Below are 17,316 nucleotides of genomic sequence, written 5' to 3'. Positions count from 1 at the left end.
AACTCAAAACAATAAACAACAGCCGTTACAGAAAGCTTTTCTATTGCTAGACAGAAACAGATTCTTTTCTTAAGATTCTTTTTTCTTGAAACATTCTGTTACTCTTTGTACTAAACGCTAATCTTAGCAATAAGATCCTTCAAAAAAGAATGAATAAATGATGATAAAAACCCCCTACTACCTTATAGACAAATCGAAACTCATCAAAAATATGCAAACAATTTCTCGTTTACGAGAAATGTCAGAAGCAAAAGTTTTACTCGCTTTGAAATGTTTTGCCACGTGGAGTGTTTTTGATTTAATGTCTGAATTCATGGATGGAACCACCTCATCATCCCTTTATGAACTTCGTTTAGGAAGAGAAAAATTTGGCAAAGAAACCCATGCCTATTCGGTTGCTTGGGCCGATCATGAAATTGATGAAGCTTGTGGTTATGCAGATAAAATTATCTTTAACTCAATCCAACAACTTCAACGCTTTTCTGATGCAACAAAAACCATTCAACGAGGTCTAAGATTAAATCCAAGAATAAGTGCATCCAATTTTGATCTTGCTAATCCCTCCCGCCCTTTTAGTCGCTTAGGAGAAACAAACCAAAGTGCTATTAAAGAAGTTTTGCCTCTCATCAATGGCTTGATGATCCATAACAATTGTGAAAATGCTGACTTTAATCTTTTTAACCAAATGCTTGGGATTATGGAAGAAAAGTTTTCAGAGCTTTTTGCTGCTGTAGACTGGATAAGCCTTGGCGGTGGAATTCATTTTACGGCTGAAAATTATCCTCTAGAAGCTTTCGCAGAACGCTTAAAGCGTTTTTCCAAAACCCATGGTGTCACTCTTTTTCTAGAACCAGGAGAAGCCGCCATCACCAAAAGCACCACTCTAGAAGTCAGCGTTCTTGACACATTGTACAACGAAAAGAATCTTGCCATCGTTGATAGCTCAATTGAAGCCCATATGCTTGATCTTCTCATTTATCGTGAAAATGCTAAATTAGAACCCAATCAAGGAGAACACGAAATTATGATCTGCGGAAAATCATGTCTTGCTGGCGATATTTTTGGAACATTTCAATTTCAAAAACCTCTTAAAATAGGGGATAGACTGTCTTTTCAAGATGCAGCAGGTTATACAATGGTCAAGAAAAACTGGTTTAATGGTGTGAAAATGCCTGCTATTGTTCTCAAAGAATGCGATGGTACATTAACGCTGCAACGCCAATTTAGCTACAATGACTATCGGACAAGCCTTTCATAAAGATAACCACAAAAAACGTCATATAACAGTATTAAAAAGGAGATGAACCTACAATGAAAAAAAATGTTCTCATTATTGGTGCTGGAGGTGTTGCACAAGTTGTTGCGCACAAATGTGCTCAAAACAACGATATTCTTGGTGAAATTCATATTGCTTCACGAACACTCAAAAAATGTGAGGCCATTATTGCTTCTATTAAAGAAAAAAACACCATGAAAGAACAAGGTGTTCTCAAAGGCCATTCGCTCAATGCCATGAATGTAGAAGAAACTGTAAAGCTCATCCAAAAAACCAAATGCGAAATTGTCATTAATGTTGGTTCAGCTTTTCTTAATATGTCTGTTCTTTCAGCTTGTATAAAAACAAAATGCGCTTATATCGATACTGCCATTCATGAAGATCCTCTTAAAATTTGTGAAACACCCCCTTGGTATGGCAATTATGAATGGCCTCGGCGTCAAGAATGTGAACAAGCGGGTATCACTGCTATTTTAGGCGCAGGCTTTGATCCAGGTGTGGTAAATGCCTATGCGGCGCTAGCACATGAATGTTATTTTGATAAAATCACAGATATTGATATTATTGATATTAATGCTGGAAGTCATGGGCGTTGGTTTGCTACAAATTTTGATCCAGAAATTAATTTCCGTGAATTTACAGGACAAGTATGGTCATGGCAAAATAAAAAATGGACTTCCAATAAAATGTTTGAAGTCAGCCATGAATGGGATCTTCCCGTTGTCGGAAAACAAAAAACCTATATGACAGGACATGATGAAATTCATTCACTTTCCAAAAATCTTGATGTCCAAAATGTCCGCTTCTGGATGGGATTTAGTGATCGTTATATCACTGTTTTTACCGTTTTGAAAAATCTTGGTCTCTTATCCGAACAGCCCATTAAAACCGCAGAAGGACAAGAAGTCGTCCCTTTAAAAGTTGTAAAAGCTGTCTTACCTGACCCCTCCTCTCTTGCTCCAGACTACACAGGAAAAACCTGTATCGGAGATCTGATCAAAGGCGAAAAAGATGGAAAACCAAAAGAAATTTTTATCTATAACGTAGCCGATCACAAACAAGCTTTTCATGAAACAGGAGCACAAGGTATTTCCTATACAGCTGGTGTACCAGCAGCCGCAACTGCTCTTCTCATTGCCACAGGCGAATGGGATGTTAAAACGATGGTCAACGTAGAAGAATTACCACCCCACCCTTTCCTCAAATATCTTGATCATATGGGGCTTTCCACCTTTATAAGAGAACAAGAAGAGGATAAAAAATTACAATTTTAGATTTATCCTTATTAGGTTTGATTTTTTAAATTATCACAAAACTGTCAAATGAAAACAAACTTAATGTTCTTATGAAATTATGTTTTTCCGAAAAATTCAGCTATAGGTTATATTTTGGCAACATTGGGATTTCTTAAAAACCTTAAAGGAAATCGAGATCACCTTTTTAAGACACAGCAAACAATGATCAAGAAGAACAAAGAAGCAAAACTGATTTAATCACATTGTATGATCTGCTATTGTCATCAAAAAGAGAGTGTCTCAACAAAAGATATAAAAATACCGCTCTTTTTTTAAAAGAGTGGTATTTTGTGAAATATTTGATCGGCTTCTTCCTTTTTAAGGACAAAGACCCTCAATCCGCAGCAATCATTAAACAATCCTATTTCTTTAAGAAAATTCCCCTTGGCTTCTCTTCTCATCGAGATTCATGTTATATATAACCTATTGATTTATAATCATTAACATATCGTTTCTATAAACACAATAGTCTGTAAATAATCCAGCTTCTGATCGAAAACCTTCCGCTTAGCTTTACACTCCATTGAACGCTATAAGCAAACTTTGCTCTGAATATCCAACAAACTGTAAATATAACTTATTGTTTTGCACGTTGAATGAGGGCCCTAATACCCTAGGATTCTCTCACTTCAAATCTGTTTATATTGAATTAATCAAAACCATTTCTTTTACATGTCACAAGCGGAAGAGGTCCGTGTAAATAAAAGAGCAAGAAAAGAAAAAATACCTCTTATAAACGCTTTCAAATAACCAAAAATTGTATAATTGAAGGCTCGTAAATATAACTTATGGTACCGACTTATACCTTTTATTAAGCATAAAGATAATAGTGCATAATGGGTTTTATATACTTCACGAAAAACTTTACGATTATACCGTCCACAAGCATACTCTCGCAAAATAGACTTGAGGGTTTTGAGAGCTGTTTTCTTAAAACAAAGCACGCAAATAGGCTGAAAATCCTATCTTGAATATTTTATAACAGCATAAAAATACCTCATATGTAAAACTTTACATAGACTAAATGCGACTAAATACCATCACTCTAAACAGAGTGTGCACAACAAGATAATCAATCAGAACTGCACAACTGAAATCTAAAACAACAATTATTGAAAAGCACACAACAAATTAAGTGAAACACCTCATACTATTGGTTTCATTCTTTCTAAAATTTTGGTTGCATGCTTCACAAATATTTACTGCGCCTTGTGCCTTTTAAAATGTACTTTTTAAAAGATTTTTAAATATGAAGCGGTTTAGCAAATGTTGCCAACGCTGCTTCACGCACTGCTTCTGATAAGGTAGGGTGCGCATGACAACAGCGGCCTAAATCTTCTGATGAACCACCAAACTCCATTAAAACTGCAATTTCGTGGATCATTTCACCAGCAGCAAATCCAAGAATATGCCCCCCCAAAACCCGATCTGTTTTTTTATCAGCAAGAATTTTAACGAACCCATCACTCCTTTGCATCGCACGTGCACGACCATTAGCCATAAAAGGAAATTTGCCAACATTATATTCAATACCGGCTGCTTTCAGTTCTTCTTCTGTCTTTCCTACACTCGCAATTTCCGGCTGCGTATAAACAACACTAGGAATAACATCAAAATTAACATGCCCTTTTTGACCTGCCAAAATTTCTGCCACAGCAACGCCTTCTTCTTCTGCTTTATGTGCTAACATTGGCCCTTTTACGACATCACCAATCGCATAAATTCCTGGAATATTCGTCTGCCAATGGGCATCAATTCCAATAAATCCGCGTTCATCTAACTGAACACCAGCCTCACTTAAGCCAAGCCCTTGCGTATAAGGAGAACGCCCAGTCGCAATAAGCACAACATCAGCCTCTAAGGTTTCAGATTCGCCACCTTTGACAGATTCAAAGCTCACCTGAGCTGTTGAATCAGATTTTGTGACAGCTGTTACCTTTGCACCCGTTTTATATTGAATCCCTTGTTTTTCCATTAATTTCTGAAATTGACGTGAAACTTCACCATCCATTGAGCCCAAAACTTTATTAAGATACTCAATAATGGTCACTTTAGCCCCTAAACGGCTCCAAACCGATCCAAGTTCTGAACCAATGACACCAGCACCAACCACAATCATACGCGCTGGTACTTTTTCAAGTGAAAGGGCTCCCGTCGAAGAAACAATCGTCTTTTCATCAATTTCAACATTTACCCCTGGAATGCCCGAACTCTCTGAACCCGTAGCAATAATAATATTTTTTGTTTCAATTGTTTGCTGACTACCATCTCTGGCAACAACTTCCACATGACCCGCACTCAAAATTTTGGCTGTCCCCAAAAAAGTATCAACTTTATTTTTTTTCATCAAAAAAGAAACGCCACTTGTATTGGCTGTCACCACAGCTTTCTTATGAACCATCATTTGTTCAAGATTAAGCTTAGATTTGCCAACAGAAATACCAAGCGTTTCAAAACCATGCTGGGTTTCAGCAAACACTTCTGAAGCGTGCAACAACGCTTTAGAAGGTATACAACCAACATTGAGACATGTTCCCCCTAATGTTGTACGCTTTTCAATAATCGCTACTTTAAGCCCTAGTTGTGCCGCCTTTATTGCTGCTACATAACCACCTGGACCCGCTCCGATCACAGCCACATCATAAGACATCCGTTTCTCCTTTCATCCTGAAAACTGTATTTTACAAATCAAGAACAAGGCGTTCTGGATCTTCTAAGCTCTCCTTAACACGCACAAGGAAAGTTACAGCTTCTTGCCCATCCACAATACGGTGATCATAAGAAAGCGCTAAATACATCATAGGGCGGATTACCACTTGGCCCTCAACAACCATTGCTCGCTCTTTAATCGCATGCATTCCCAAAATACCAGATTGTGGTGCATTCAAAATCGGTGTTGACATCAACGACCCATACACACCACCATTGGTAATGGTAAAAGTTCCGCCTTGCATATCAGAAACGGCTAATTTTCCATCACGTGCAAGACGTCCCAAACGGCCAATCTCTTTTTCAATCTCTGCCAATGACATTTGATCTGCTTCACGCACCACTGGAACGACAAGTCCTTTATCCGTTCCAACAGCAATTCCAACATTGACATAGTTTTTGTAAACAATATCTGTTCCATCAATTTCGGCATTAACAGCAGGAAGTTCTTTTAATGCATGACAAACAGCTTTGGTAAAAAATCCCATAAAACCAAGTTTAACACCATGTTTCTTTTCAAAAAGATCCTTATAACGCTTGCGCAAATCCATCACCGCTGACATATCAACCTCATTAAATGTGGTTAACATTGCTGCTACATTTTGCGCATCTTTAAGACGGCGCGCAATTGTTTGACGCAATTTCGTCATACGAACCCGCTCTTCACGCATTTCTGAAACAGGAGTTACAGAAGAGCTCGTCACAGAGGAAGAAGGTGTAGGAGTGCTTGTCCTTTGTTCTAATCCACCAAGAACATCTTCTTTAAGAATTTGTCCACGTTTTCCAGAACCTGAAATATCGCTTTTTGCAACATTATTTTCAGCCATCAATTTTGCGGCTGAGGGTGAGGGAGGCATGGTACTGCTCGAAGCAGACTTCTCCGATTCAGATGAAGCCGCTGGAACAGGTGTAGCAGAAGGCGAAAATAATTGGGAGACACCAGCTTTGCCAGCTTCCACCGCTCCTAAAAGAGCATTGACTTTAACCGTATCGCCTTCCTTTGCGATGATTTCAGATAATTTCCCAGCAACAGGAGAAGGAACTTCAACGGTTACCTTATCAGTTTCTAATTCAACCAAAGGCTCATCCATAGCGACAGCTTCGCCAAGTTTTTTAAACCATTTGCCAACCGTTGCTTCAGTAACCGATTCGCCCAAAGTAGGAACACGGATTTCAGTAGTCATAATATTTTTCCATACATCAGAGTAGTAACAAATTAAGAACCTAACGCGTCTTTAAGAAACGCAGTCAGTTGTTCAAGGTGTTTCACCATTAACCCAGAGGCCGGTGACGCACTCGCCGAACGTCCAGCATAACGAGCACGTGAATATTGCGCATTAATATGCGTCAAAACCCATTCCAAATAAGGCTCAATAAATGACCAAGCCCCCATGTTTTTTGGCTCTTCTTGGCACCAAAAAACTTCTGCCTGCAAAAAGCGCGACAACACATTCACCAAAACTTTTGCAGGGAAAGGATACAATTGTTCAACACGAAGGAGATAAACATCATCGATACCCTTTTTTTCACGTTCTTCATAAAGGTCGTAATAAACCTTACCCGTACAAAGAACGACACGGCGAATTTTATTATCTTTTTGCAACTTAACGATAGAATCTTTGAGACATTCTGCATCATCAAGCAACACACGACTGAAACTCGTTTCTGGCCCCATTTCGCTGAGAAGAGAAACAGCCCGCTTATGACGCAAAAGTGATTTTGGTGTCATTAAAATCAAAGGCTTACGGAAATCACGCTTAATTTGTCGACGCAAAATATGAAAATAATTTGCAGGGGTTGTACAATTAGCAACCTGCATATTATCTTCCGCACAAAGTTGAAGAAACCGCTCTAGACGTGCAGAAGAATGTTCCGGTCCTTGTCCTTCAAAACCATGAGGCAATAAACACACAAGACCAGACATACGAAGCCATTTACGCTCTGCGGATGAAATAAATTGATCAAAGATGACCTGCGCACCATTAGAGAAGTCACCAAATTGAGCTTCCCAAAGTGTTAATCCCCGTGGTTCAGCAAGAGAATATCCATATTCAAAACCAAGAACAGCCTCTTCAGAAAGCATAGAATTAACAACTTCATAAAGCGCTTGCCCCTTTTGTAAATGATTCAAAGGAATATAACGCGCTTCATTTTCTTGGTCATAAAGAACTGAATGACGTTGTGAAAAAGTTCCCCGTTCAACATCTTCACCGGAAAGACGAACTGGCGCTCCTTCTAAACAAAGTGAACCAAAAGCTAAAGCTTCAGCGGTTGCCCAATCAACCCCCTCACCCGTTTCAAAAATTTTAGCACGATTGTTTAAAAAACGCTGTATCGTTTTATGAACATTAAAATTTGCTGGAACTTCGACAAGTTTCTGACCAATTTCCTTTAAAGTCTTTAACTCAACACCCGTTGTTCTAGAATGTTGCTCGTCAGTATGACTAAAAGCTTTAATGCCCGTCCAGCTTCCATCAAGCCAATCAGCCTTATTAGGCTTATAAGAAGCACTTGCTTCAAACTCACCTTCAAGTTTATCACGCCAGAGCTTTTTTTGTTGCTCAATCTCTTCTAAAGAAACCATTCCTTCTGCTATCAATTGATCACTATAAAGCTGAAGTGTTGTTTTATGACTACGAATTGCTTTATACATAAGTGGCTGCGTAAAGGAAGGTTCATCGCCTTCATTATGTCCATATCGGCGATAACAAAACATATCAATGACCACCGGTTTATGGAAAATTTGACGAAACTCCATTGCTATTTTTGCAATAAAAACAACAGCTTCAGGATCATCACCATTCACATGGAAAATAGGAGCATCAATCATTTTTGCAACATCAGATGGATAAGGCGAAGAACGTGAAAAACGTGGCGCTGTTGTAAAACCAATCTGATTATTGATAATAACATGAAGTGAGCCTGCAACACGATAACCTTTAAGACCTGAAAGACCAAAAGTTTCTTGGATAACGCCTTGTCCTGCAAAAGCAGCATCACCATGAATAAGCAATGGCAACACTTTTGAACGCTCACTTAATGGGAGTGAATCAGTGTGTGTAGGTCCCACAAGTTGATCTTGTTTAGCACGTGCTTTTCCCATAACAACCGGATCAACAATCTCAAGATGCGAGGGATTAGCCAAAAGTGATAAATGCACTTTATTCCCATCAAAGTCCAAATCAGCCGTCGTTCCTAAATGATATTTAACATCACCTGATCCCTCTACATCGTCTGGCTTATAAGATCCCCCTTTGAATTCATGAAAGATGGCTCTATGCGGCTTAGCGAGAACTTGTGAAAGAACATTTAAACGACCACGATGGGCCATTCCTAAAATAACTTCCCGCACCCCTAAAGCACTACCGCATTTAATAATCTGCTCAAGAGCAGGAATCAGCGCCTCACCACCATCAAGTCCAAAACGTTTTGTCCCTTTATATTTCGTGTCTAAAAACTGTTCGAATCCTTCTGCTTGAATAAGCTTATTCAGGATAGCTTTCTTATCTTGCTGTGTGAAAGCAATTTTTTTATCTCGCCCTTCAATACGCTCTTGAAGCCATGCTTTCTGGACGGGATCAGAAACATGCATATATTCCACACCGATTGTTGAACAATAGGTACGATTGAGAATTTCAAGCATTTGCGGAATAGTTGCATATTCCAACCCTAAAACATTATCAATAAAAATTGGACGTTCATAATCAGCAGGAGTAAAACCATAAGCTTCTGGAGAAAGTTCTTTATAATCTTCCAGTTTTTCCGCCAATTGAAGAGGATCAAGCTTTGCCCGAAGATGCCCCCGAGCTCGAAACGCACGAATCATCATAATGGCATGAACAGAATCACGCGTTGCGCGAATAACATCTTGTTCACTAGAAGCTTTTCCCTTTTGAGCAACCCCTGTTACTGCTTTTTCTTTTAATTTATCACCAAGATATTTTTCAAGAGAAGACCAATCACCATCAAGAGCAGAAACCAACTCACCATCTGGCTTTAATGGCCAATTATCACGCTGCCACGTTGCTCCTTCAGCATTTTTGAGAACATCTTCTTTGTTATCATGAAGACCTTCAAAAAAAGCACGCCACTGTGAATCAACACTGGTAGGATCTTTTTCATACTGAGCATAAAGTTGATCTATATAATCCGCATTCCCACCATAAAGAAATGATGTCTGTGCAAAAAGACTATTTATCTCGTCCTGCCTTGCCATATACCTCTCCGGAACATCTATTCCGTCTCCTTATATCTCTTTTCGACCTTTAAATGCTTACAAAGCAGATGAGGGTACGAACATTCAAAAAAGTTTTACTTTTTTATACTCAAGCTTTTTTCACCTGAATTAAGAAAATATTCTTATCCAGATGAAATTTTCTTTTAGCCATTCAAAACTGACAACAAAGTCTTACCTATCTGTGATGGCGAAGGAGACACACGAATCCCTGCTGATTCCATTGCTGCAATTTTATCTTCTGCTCCACCTTTACCACCAGAAATAACAGCACCAGCATGTCCCATTGTACGACCTGGAGGAGCCGTGCGGCCAGCAATAAAGCCAACAACTGGCTTTTTACGCCCTTTTCTTGCTTCATCTTGCAGAAACTGTGCCGCTTCTTCTTCAGCAGAACCACCAATCTCACCAATCATAACAATAGACTGGGTTTCATCATCCGCCAAAAACATTTCCAACACATCAATAAATTCTGTCCCTTTAACAGGATCACCACCAATCCCTATAGCGGTTGTTTGTCCGAGACCTTCCTGACTCGTTTGAAAAACAGCTTCATAAGTTAAAGTTCCCGACCGTGAAACAACCCCGACAGAGCCTTTTCTAAAAATAGAACCAGGCATAATACCAATTTTACATTCATTTGGCGTGAGAATACCAGGACAATTAGGACCAATAAGACGAGATTTTGAGTTTTCTAATCGCGCCTTTACTTTCACCATATCCATAACAGGAATACCTTCCGTAATACAGATAATTAAACGAACTTCAGCTTCAATAGCTTCTATAATAGCTGCCGCAGCCCCTGCTGGAGGAACATAAATAACGGAAGCATCTGCGCCTGTTTTTTCTTTTGCTTCTGCAACACTAGCAAAGATAGGAAGAGTTTCACCTTTTGAACCTTCCCATGTTTCCCCACCCTTTTTAGGATTAACACCACCGACCATTTGCGTGCCATGATAAGCAAGCGCTTGTTCTGTATGAAATGTTCCTGTTTTTCCTGTAAGCCCCTGAACCAGAACTTTCGTCTCTTTATTCACAAGAATTGACATCGCTTAAGCTCCCTTCACGGCTGCAACAATTTTTTGAGCAGCATCATCTAAATCATCGGCGGGAATAACATTCAAACCACTGTCATTGATAATCGCTTTACCCTGCTCAACATTCGTGCCTTCAAGACGAACAACCAAGGGAACCTTTAAACCAACTTCACGAACAGCAGCAACCACACCTTCAGCAATGACATCACAACGCATAATACCACCAAAAATGTTAACCAAAATACCCTTAACATTTGGATCAGCCGTAATAATCTTAAAAGCAGCTGTCACCTTTTCTTTTGATGCGCCACCACCAACATCCAAAAAATTTGCCGGTTCAGCTCCATAAAGCTTAATGATATCCATGGTTGCCATAGCAAGACCAGCACCATTGACCATACAACCAATTGTGCCCTCAAGAGCAACATAAGCAAGATCATGCTTTGAGGCTTCGATTTCTTTTGGATCTTCTTCTGAAAGATCGCGTAATTCTAAAATATCTGGATGACGAAACAAAGCATTATTATCAAAAGAAACTTTCGCATCAAGGACGCGCAAGTGACCATCTTTCATCACAATAAGCGGATTGATTTCTAAAAGGCTCATATCTTTTTCACAAAATGCCTTATAGAGAATTGGAAAAAGCTTTTCACCATCTTCCCGTGCACTATCGCGCAATTCTAATGCATCACAAAGTCTTGCACAATCAGCAGAGGTAACACCCTCTAACACTTCAATAGGCAGTGTGAAGATTTTTTCTGGCGTCTCTTCAGCAACCGTTTCAATATCCATGCCACCTTCTGTTGAAACAACAAAAGCAATCCGACCAACACTACGATCAACCAAAAGTGAAAGATAAAGTTCGCGCTCAATATCAGCACCATCTTCAATATAAAGACGATTGACCTGTTTACCCTCTGGACCAGTTTGTTTGGTTACCAAAGTTTTTCCAAGCATTTCTTGAACATTTGCAACAACTTCTTCAACAGATTGTGCAAGCCGAACACCACCCTTTGCATCAGGACCAAGTTCTTTAAACTTACCCTTACCACGACCACCAGCGTGTATCTGACTTTTAACCACATAGAGAGGTCCGGGCAATTTTTTTGCCCATTTTTCAGCTTGCTCTACAGAATAAACAGCAACACCATTGGCAATGAGTGCTCCATATTCATGAAGCAGACGTTTGGCCTGATACTCGTGGATATTCATGCATTAGTCCCTTTCTTTTATGGATTATTATTAATACTAAAGTTCTAATATTCTAAAATACTTTATTTTAATGAACGAAAGCTTGTTTTATTTACTTGAGACTAGGCACAAGAGCAATACAAGCTTCACAAAGCTTTTTAACCGCATTGACGGAATAATCAAAAGCATCTCTTTCCTCTTTATCAAGATCAATTTCAATGACTCTTTCAACACCACCCGCACCAAGTACAACAGGAACACCAACGTAGGTATCATTAACCCCATATTCCCCTGAAAGATAGGCTGCAACAGGCACAACACGCTTAGTATCTTTTAAATAGGCTTCAGCCATAGAAACAGCAGAAGCAGCTGGTGCATAATAAGCAGAACCTGTTTTTAACAAACTAACAACTTCTGCACCACCATCACGAGTACGTTGAATAATTTGATCAATTCTTTCCTGTGTTGTCCAACCCATTTTAACAAGATCAGGCAAAGAAATACCACCAACTGTTGAATAACGCACCAAGGGCACCATTGAATCACCATGCCCACCTAAAACAAATGCTGTCACATCTTTAACAGAGACTTTAAATTCTTCAGATAAAAAATAACGAAAACGCGCTGAATCCAGAATACCAGCCATACCCACCACTTTATGCACCGGAAGACCTGAAAATTTCTGTAATGCCCATACCATTGCATCAAGAGGATTTGTGATACAAATAATAAAAGCTGAAGGTGCATACTTTTTAATCCCAGCACCAACTTGTTCCATGACTTTTAAATTAATACCTAAAAGATCGTCACGGCTCATGCCAGGTTTCCGTGCCACCCCTGCTGTTACAATAACAACATCAGACCCTTCAATTGCTTCATAAGTATTTGCACCTTTTAAATTGACATCAAAACCATCAACGGGAGAAGATGCAGCAATATCAAGAGCTTTACCCTGTGGCATACCTTCCGAAATATCAAATAAGACCACATCACCAAGCTCTTTCAACCCAATAATATGTGCTAAGGTACCACCAATCATACCTGAACCAACGAGAGCTATTTTTTTTCGTGCCATTTTATTTTTTCCTAACTTTCAGATAATTCAGCGCACACTCATCAGCGCCCATAAACTGAATATTTTTGACTTCAATCATTTTTAAATAATATCATAAAAAGGAGTAAATAAATGAAATTTACAAATTTCTCTCCTTACAAAAACAACAACCCTCCGCAGAAACAACTATTAGAAAATTATCATGATGTATCGATAAAGTGAATTTAAAAAAAATACAACAGAATTATTACATTTCTTTAATTTCAAAGAGTTATTGTTTTTACAGTTTACGTAAAGGTAAAAGTATAATCAACGCTTCTTCTTCAAAAGAAAATGTTCTTCCCAAAACTTCAAATAATCATAGCTTTGCATTTCAAAAAGACGTGACTGTGTTCTTTGGAATTCAAATGTTTCCGTGGTCTGAGCATGCCCCTTATACAAATCCTCCACCCCTGCTGCTGCCGACATAAATAACCGGATGTGGCGCTCATAAAGAATATCTATAAGCAAAATAAACCGTTTTGTTTCATTGCGACATGTATCATCCATGATCGGTACATTATCAATAAAAATCGTATGATAACGCTCCCCTAATACCAAATACTCAGCTGCGGCCAAAGGTTTTGTACACAAGTCTCGATAATTAAAGCGTGCACAACCGGCAGCAAAACGCGGAATAGGAATAAGGCGCCCTCTTATAGAAAGCTCATCAGATATTTCCTTATGTCCTTGCAACACAAATGCCCATGCTTGATCCATACATTCATCTGCTTTTTTCCCTAATGGTGTTACATACACGGGCTGTAGATTTGATTTTTCAAGACGATAATCTGTTTTTGCATCAAGATTAACAACACGAACATATGCTTTCAAAACTTGAATAAAAGGCAAAAAGAGTTCACGATTTAAACCGTTATAATAAAGATTATCCGGCGCCACATTTGAAGTCGCAATAAAGAAAATTCCCTTATCAAACAAAGCAGAAATAAGCCGCCCCAACACCATAGCATCAGCAATATCTGTTACACTAAATTCATCAAAACAAAGCACCTTTGCTTCTCGTGCAAGATCTTCAGCAACAGCTAAAATAGGATTATCTTGTTTAGATTTTTCACGCCCAGATGTTTGACGATAAAAATTAATACGCTCATGCACATCAGCCATAAAATCATTAAAATGGGCGCGCTTTTTATGGCTCTTAGGCAAACAAGAAAAGAACAAATCCATCAGCATGGTTTTGCCCCGTCCTACTTCACCATAAATATATAACCCTTGAAAAGAATCATTTTCATCTCCTTGTTTTGCAACATGAGCGAAATTTTGTCTTTTCTTTTTAAATATTCTTTTTAAAAAAGACCAAAATATCCAATACCAAGGACGAGAAGCATTTTGTTCCGAAATTTTTTTTAATAAATGATCAAAGTGCTCTGTTACAGCCAATTGAGCTGGATCAAAACGGACTTTCCCTTTAGAAACCAGTTCCTTATAGCGTGTTGAAACGAGAATCATCCAAACAACCTTTTCCCAACCGTTTTCAATGAAAAATACAAATTCTTTTTACGAATCTGTCCATATAGCTTATTTTTTCATAAACGGTCAAAAATGATCTAACGGCTTAAAACAACGGGATGATCATCAAGTGTACGTCCTTCAAAACGATCAAGATTTGAAGAATAAAGTGCAACGATAACACGTCCAGAATTATTGTAAAAATATAATCTTTTTCCTTTAACAGCCCACGATCTCACTTGGGAAGCAATTCCTGGACAGTGTAAAGGGCCAGCGCGGTACCCTTGTCCAAACTTTGTTTGTGGCGTTGCAATCCGGCAAACTTTACCCCCCACAGAAAGATTCCATACCCCAGCAATACTTGCAGGAACTAAATCAGTGGCATTGCTTGGCAATTCGAGACTAGCCATTCGTCCATCACTCTGAGCATCTCCTTTCTCATACATCGAGGCGTTTACAGCTTCAGATATCGAAGAAGAAGCAGACGACACATCAGACACTTCCAATGTTGTCATTTGTTGAGATGGATAAAAAACTTCTAATGCGTTGCTACTGTCATTATTGTCAAACCGCATTGTTGAACATCCCCCTAAAAGCATTACTGTTGACATTGCAACGAAAAACGAAATTTTTGAAAACGCCATATTTGTACTCTCTCCCACGACAATAAATAAACTCACAAAAAAATTAAGTGAATATTCGTTATAATGACAAAGATAAATTAACAAATTAAAAAAACAGGATTAAAATCACTTATTTTAAATGAAAGTCAGTTATGTATCCAATTTTATATTTATTAAACACTAGAAATTTATAAGTTTTTCAGTCATATATCCCTTGATAAGTAATTATTAGAAATAGAGAAATTTCATGAAAACGCCATTTAGCAAAATGGACGGTCTTGGAAATCAAATTATTGTTGCTGATATGCGTGAAAGCACACAGGCTCTCACAGTACAAGCAATCCTTGCTTTATCGGCAGATCCCGAAATGCATTTTGATCAAATCATGGCTATCCACAACCCAACAAAGAACGAAGCCGACTTCCGCATCGAAATATGGAATGCTGATGGTTCAAAGGCTAAAGCTTGTGGCAATGGTACCCGCTGTGTCATTGCATGGCTCACAGACCACAATTTTGGTGAAAATTTTCGTTTAGAAGCACCCACTGGAATTATTGAAGGAAAACGGCAGGCCGACAATCTCATCTCTGTTGATATGGGATGCCCAAATTTCAATGCAAAAGAAATGCCTGTTTCACGTGAAATAGTTGATACAAATCATGTAGACATTACGGCTGGTCCCCTAAAAGATGCTTGCCTTATATCTATTGGTAATCTCCATGCTATCTTTTTTGTTAAAAATGATATTCAACATATTCCATTAGAAAAATATGGACCAAAACTTGAACATGATCCCCTTTTTCCGGAACGATGCAATATTTCCATTGCTTGCATAACGTCAAAGAAAAGTCTAAATTTACGTACATGGGAGCGAGGAGCAGGATTAACACAAGCATGTGGGAGTGCTGCTTGTGCCAGTGCAGTGGCCGCTTATCGACGTGGTCTGATACAGCGCCATATGGATGTAAACTCACCAGGGGGAATACTTAATATTTTTTACCGAGAAGACGATCACATTATCATGACGGGACCAATAAAATATCAATTTAGTGGTTTTTTAAATCCTTTAACAGGCTGCTACAAAAAGGATAACTCTTGATGGCAGTAGAAATTGTAACTTTTGGTTGTCGACTCAATAGCTACGAATCGGAAATTATTCGCAAAGAAAGCACTTCTTCAGGGCTAGACCAGCTTAAAGATGGTGCTATTATTTTCAATACCTGCGCCGTCACTGCCGAAGCCGTACGGCAAGCAAAACAAGCTATCCGCAAAGCGCGACGCGAAAATCCTCATGCCCGCATTATTGTAACAGGCTGTGCCGCCCAAACAGAAGCACAAAATTTTGCCTCGATGACAGAAGTGGATCTCGTTTTAGGAAACGAAGACAAACTTCATGCCCATTCTTATCGTCAACTTCCTGATTTTGGTATTAACCATTCCGAAAAGGTGCGCATCAATGATATCATGGAAGTGCAAAAAATTGCTCCCCATATGGTCAGTGCAATGCAAGAACGCACCCGCGCTTTTGTACAAGTGCAAAACGGATGCGATCATCGCTGTACATTTTGCATTATTCCTTATGGACGTGGACCATCTCGTTCAGTTCCCATGGGGGCTGTCATAGAGCAAATTAGAAAACTGACAGGCGAGGGAATTCAAGAAGTGGTCCTTACAGGTGTTGACCTTACAAGTTATGGTCACGATCTGCCTGGAAAAGCTACTCTAGGAAAATTAACTTCAGCCATTTTGCATCATATCCCTGACTTAGCCCGATTACGCCTCTCATCTATTGATTCCATTGAAGCAGATGAAGAACTCATAAATCTTTTAGCTTATGAAAAAAGGATCATGCCTCATTTGCATTTATCTTTGCAAGCAGGCGATAATATGATTTTAAAACGGATGAAACGTCGGCATTTGCGTGAACATGCTATTCAATTTTGCCAAGAATTGCGTGCCAAACGTCCTACAATGGTTTATGGTGCCGACTTGATTGCTGGTTTTCCTACGGAAACAGAAGAGATGTTTCAAAACAGTCTTGCTTTAATCAAAGATTGTCATTTAACCCACCTTCATGTTTTCCCCTTTAGTCCAAGAGAAGGTACACCTGCCGCACGGATACCACAAGTCAACCGTAAAATAGTTAAGATGCGTGCTGAAAGATTGCGTAAAGCAGGTGAGGAAGCTTACCAAAAACATCTTGCTCATTTACAAAACAGTCAACAAACAATTCTCGTTGAAAAAGATGAAATTGGACGAACAGAAGATTATACTCTTGTACAAATTAAAGGTGCAAAAGCAGGAACAATTGTTCAAGCCCTTATCATTGACCATGATGGCGATAAATTAATTGCTGTCCTTCCAAAATTAAACGCTGCTTGAGCCGGA

The 17,316-nt window shown here is 38.9% G+C and carries 12 protein-coding genes; 4 read left to right on the top strand and 8 right to left on the bottom strand.

Going from position 1 to position 17,316, the window contains the following annotated elements; all coding sequences use genetic code 11:
- Positions 1-160 precede the first annotated feature (160 nt).
- Complete coding sequence (locus PVV57_RS00825; RefSeq protein ID WP_273717539.1) at positions 161-1,258, top strand: carboxynorspermidine decarboxylase; 1,098 nt, start codon at positions 161-163, stop codon at positions 1,256-1,258.
- Positions 1,259-1,311: 53 nt separating this feature from the next.
- A complete protein-coding gene (locus tag PVV57_RS00820) occupies positions 1,312-2,550 on the top strand; it encodes a saccharopine dehydrogenase family protein (RefSeq protein WP_273717395.1) in 1,239 nt (412 codons plus the stop codon).
- Positions 2,551-3,814: 1,264 nt separating this feature from the next.
- Here PVV57_RS00820 and lpdA read toward each other — a convergent pair.
- From lpdA to PVV57_RS00780, 8 genes are all read right to left on the bottom strand, one after another.
- Complete coding sequence (lpdA, locus tag PVV57_RS00815) at positions 3,815-5,221, bottom strand: dihydrolipoyl dehydrogenase (protein ID WP_273717396.1); 1,407 nt, start codon at positions 5,219-5,221, stop codon at positions 3,815-3,817.
- 31 nt (positions 5,222-5,252) lie between these two features.
- Entirely contained in the window at positions 5,253-6,464 is a 1,212-nt protein-coding gene (odhB, locus tag PVV57_RS00810; RefSeq protein WP_273717397.1) for a 2-oxoglutarate dehydrogenase complex dihydrolipoyllysine-residue succinyltransferase, read from the bottom strand.
- A gap of 32 nt (positions 6,465-6,496) precedes the next feature.
- Entirely contained in the window at positions 6,497-9,496 is a 3,000-nt protein-coding gene (locus PVV57_RS00805; RefSeq protein ID WP_273717398.1) for a 2-oxoglutarate dehydrogenase E1 component, read from the bottom strand.
- A 164-nt stretch (positions 9,497-9,660) separates the two neighbouring features.
- A complete protein-coding gene (gene sucD / locus PVV57_RS00800; protein WP_273717399.1) occupies positions 9,661-10,563 on the bottom strand; it encodes a succinate--CoA ligase subunit alpha in 903 nt (300 codons plus the stop codon).
- A 3-nt stretch (positions 10,564-10,566) separates the two neighbouring features.
- Positions 10,567-11,763, bottom strand: coding sequence for an ADP-forming succinate--CoA ligase subunit beta (gene sucC / locus PVV57_RS00795; RefSeq protein ID WP_273783252.1), 1,197 nt, complete (start codon positions 11,761-11,763; stop codon positions 10,567-10,569).
- A 91-nt stretch (positions 11,764-11,854) separates the two neighbouring features.
- On the bottom strand, positions 11,855-12,817 hold the full coding sequence (gene mdh, locus PVV57_RS00790; RefSeq protein ID WP_273783251.1) for a malate dehydrogenase: 963 nt from the start codon (positions 12,815-12,817) through the stop codon (positions 11,855-11,857).
- Between the two features lie 288 nt (positions 12,818-13,105).
- Positions 13,106-14,305: a cell division protein ZapE gene (gene zapE, locus PVV57_RS00785; protein WP_273783250.1), complete on the bottom strand. Its 1,200-nt coding sequence runs from the start codon at positions 14,303-14,305 to the stop codon at positions 13,106-13,108.
- Between the two features lie 98 nt (positions 14,306-14,403).
- Entirely contained in the window at positions 14,404-14,949 is a 546-nt protein-coding gene (locus PVV57_RS00780) for an AprI/Inh family metalloprotease inhibitor (RefSeq protein ID WP_273717403.1), read from the bottom strand.
- Between the two features lie 226 nt (positions 14,950-15,175).
- On the opposite strand from PVV57_RS00780, the gene dapF reads away from it, so the two are divergent.
- Positions 15,176-16,027, top strand: a complete 852-nt coding sequence (gene dapF / locus PVV57_RS00775; protein ID WP_273717404.1) for a diaminopimelate epimerase — start codon at positions 15,176-15,178, stop codon at positions 16,025-16,027.
- The gene (mtaB, locus tag PVV57_RS00770) at positions 16,027-17,310 is read left to right on the top strand and encodes a tRNA (N(6)-L-threonylcarbamoyladenosine(37)-C(2))-methylthiotransferase MtaB (protein WP_273783249.1); all 1,284 of its coding nucleotides are present in this window, start codon (positions 16,027-16,029) and stop codon (positions 17,308-17,310) included. The genes dapF and mtaB overlap by 1 nt, the downstream gene beginning before the upstream one ends.
- The last annotated feature ends 6 nt before the right edge of the window (positions 17,311-17,316 follow it).

It is taken from the genome of Bartonella sp. AU15XJBT, from assembly GCF_028618615.1.
In the GTDB taxonomy this organism is placed as follows: Bacteria; Pseudomonadota; Alphaproteobacteria; order Rhizobiales; family Rhizobiaceae; genus Bartonella.
Note: the sequence above shows the minus strand (reverse complement) of the source record. Positions and strands in the feature narration are given on the sequence as shown.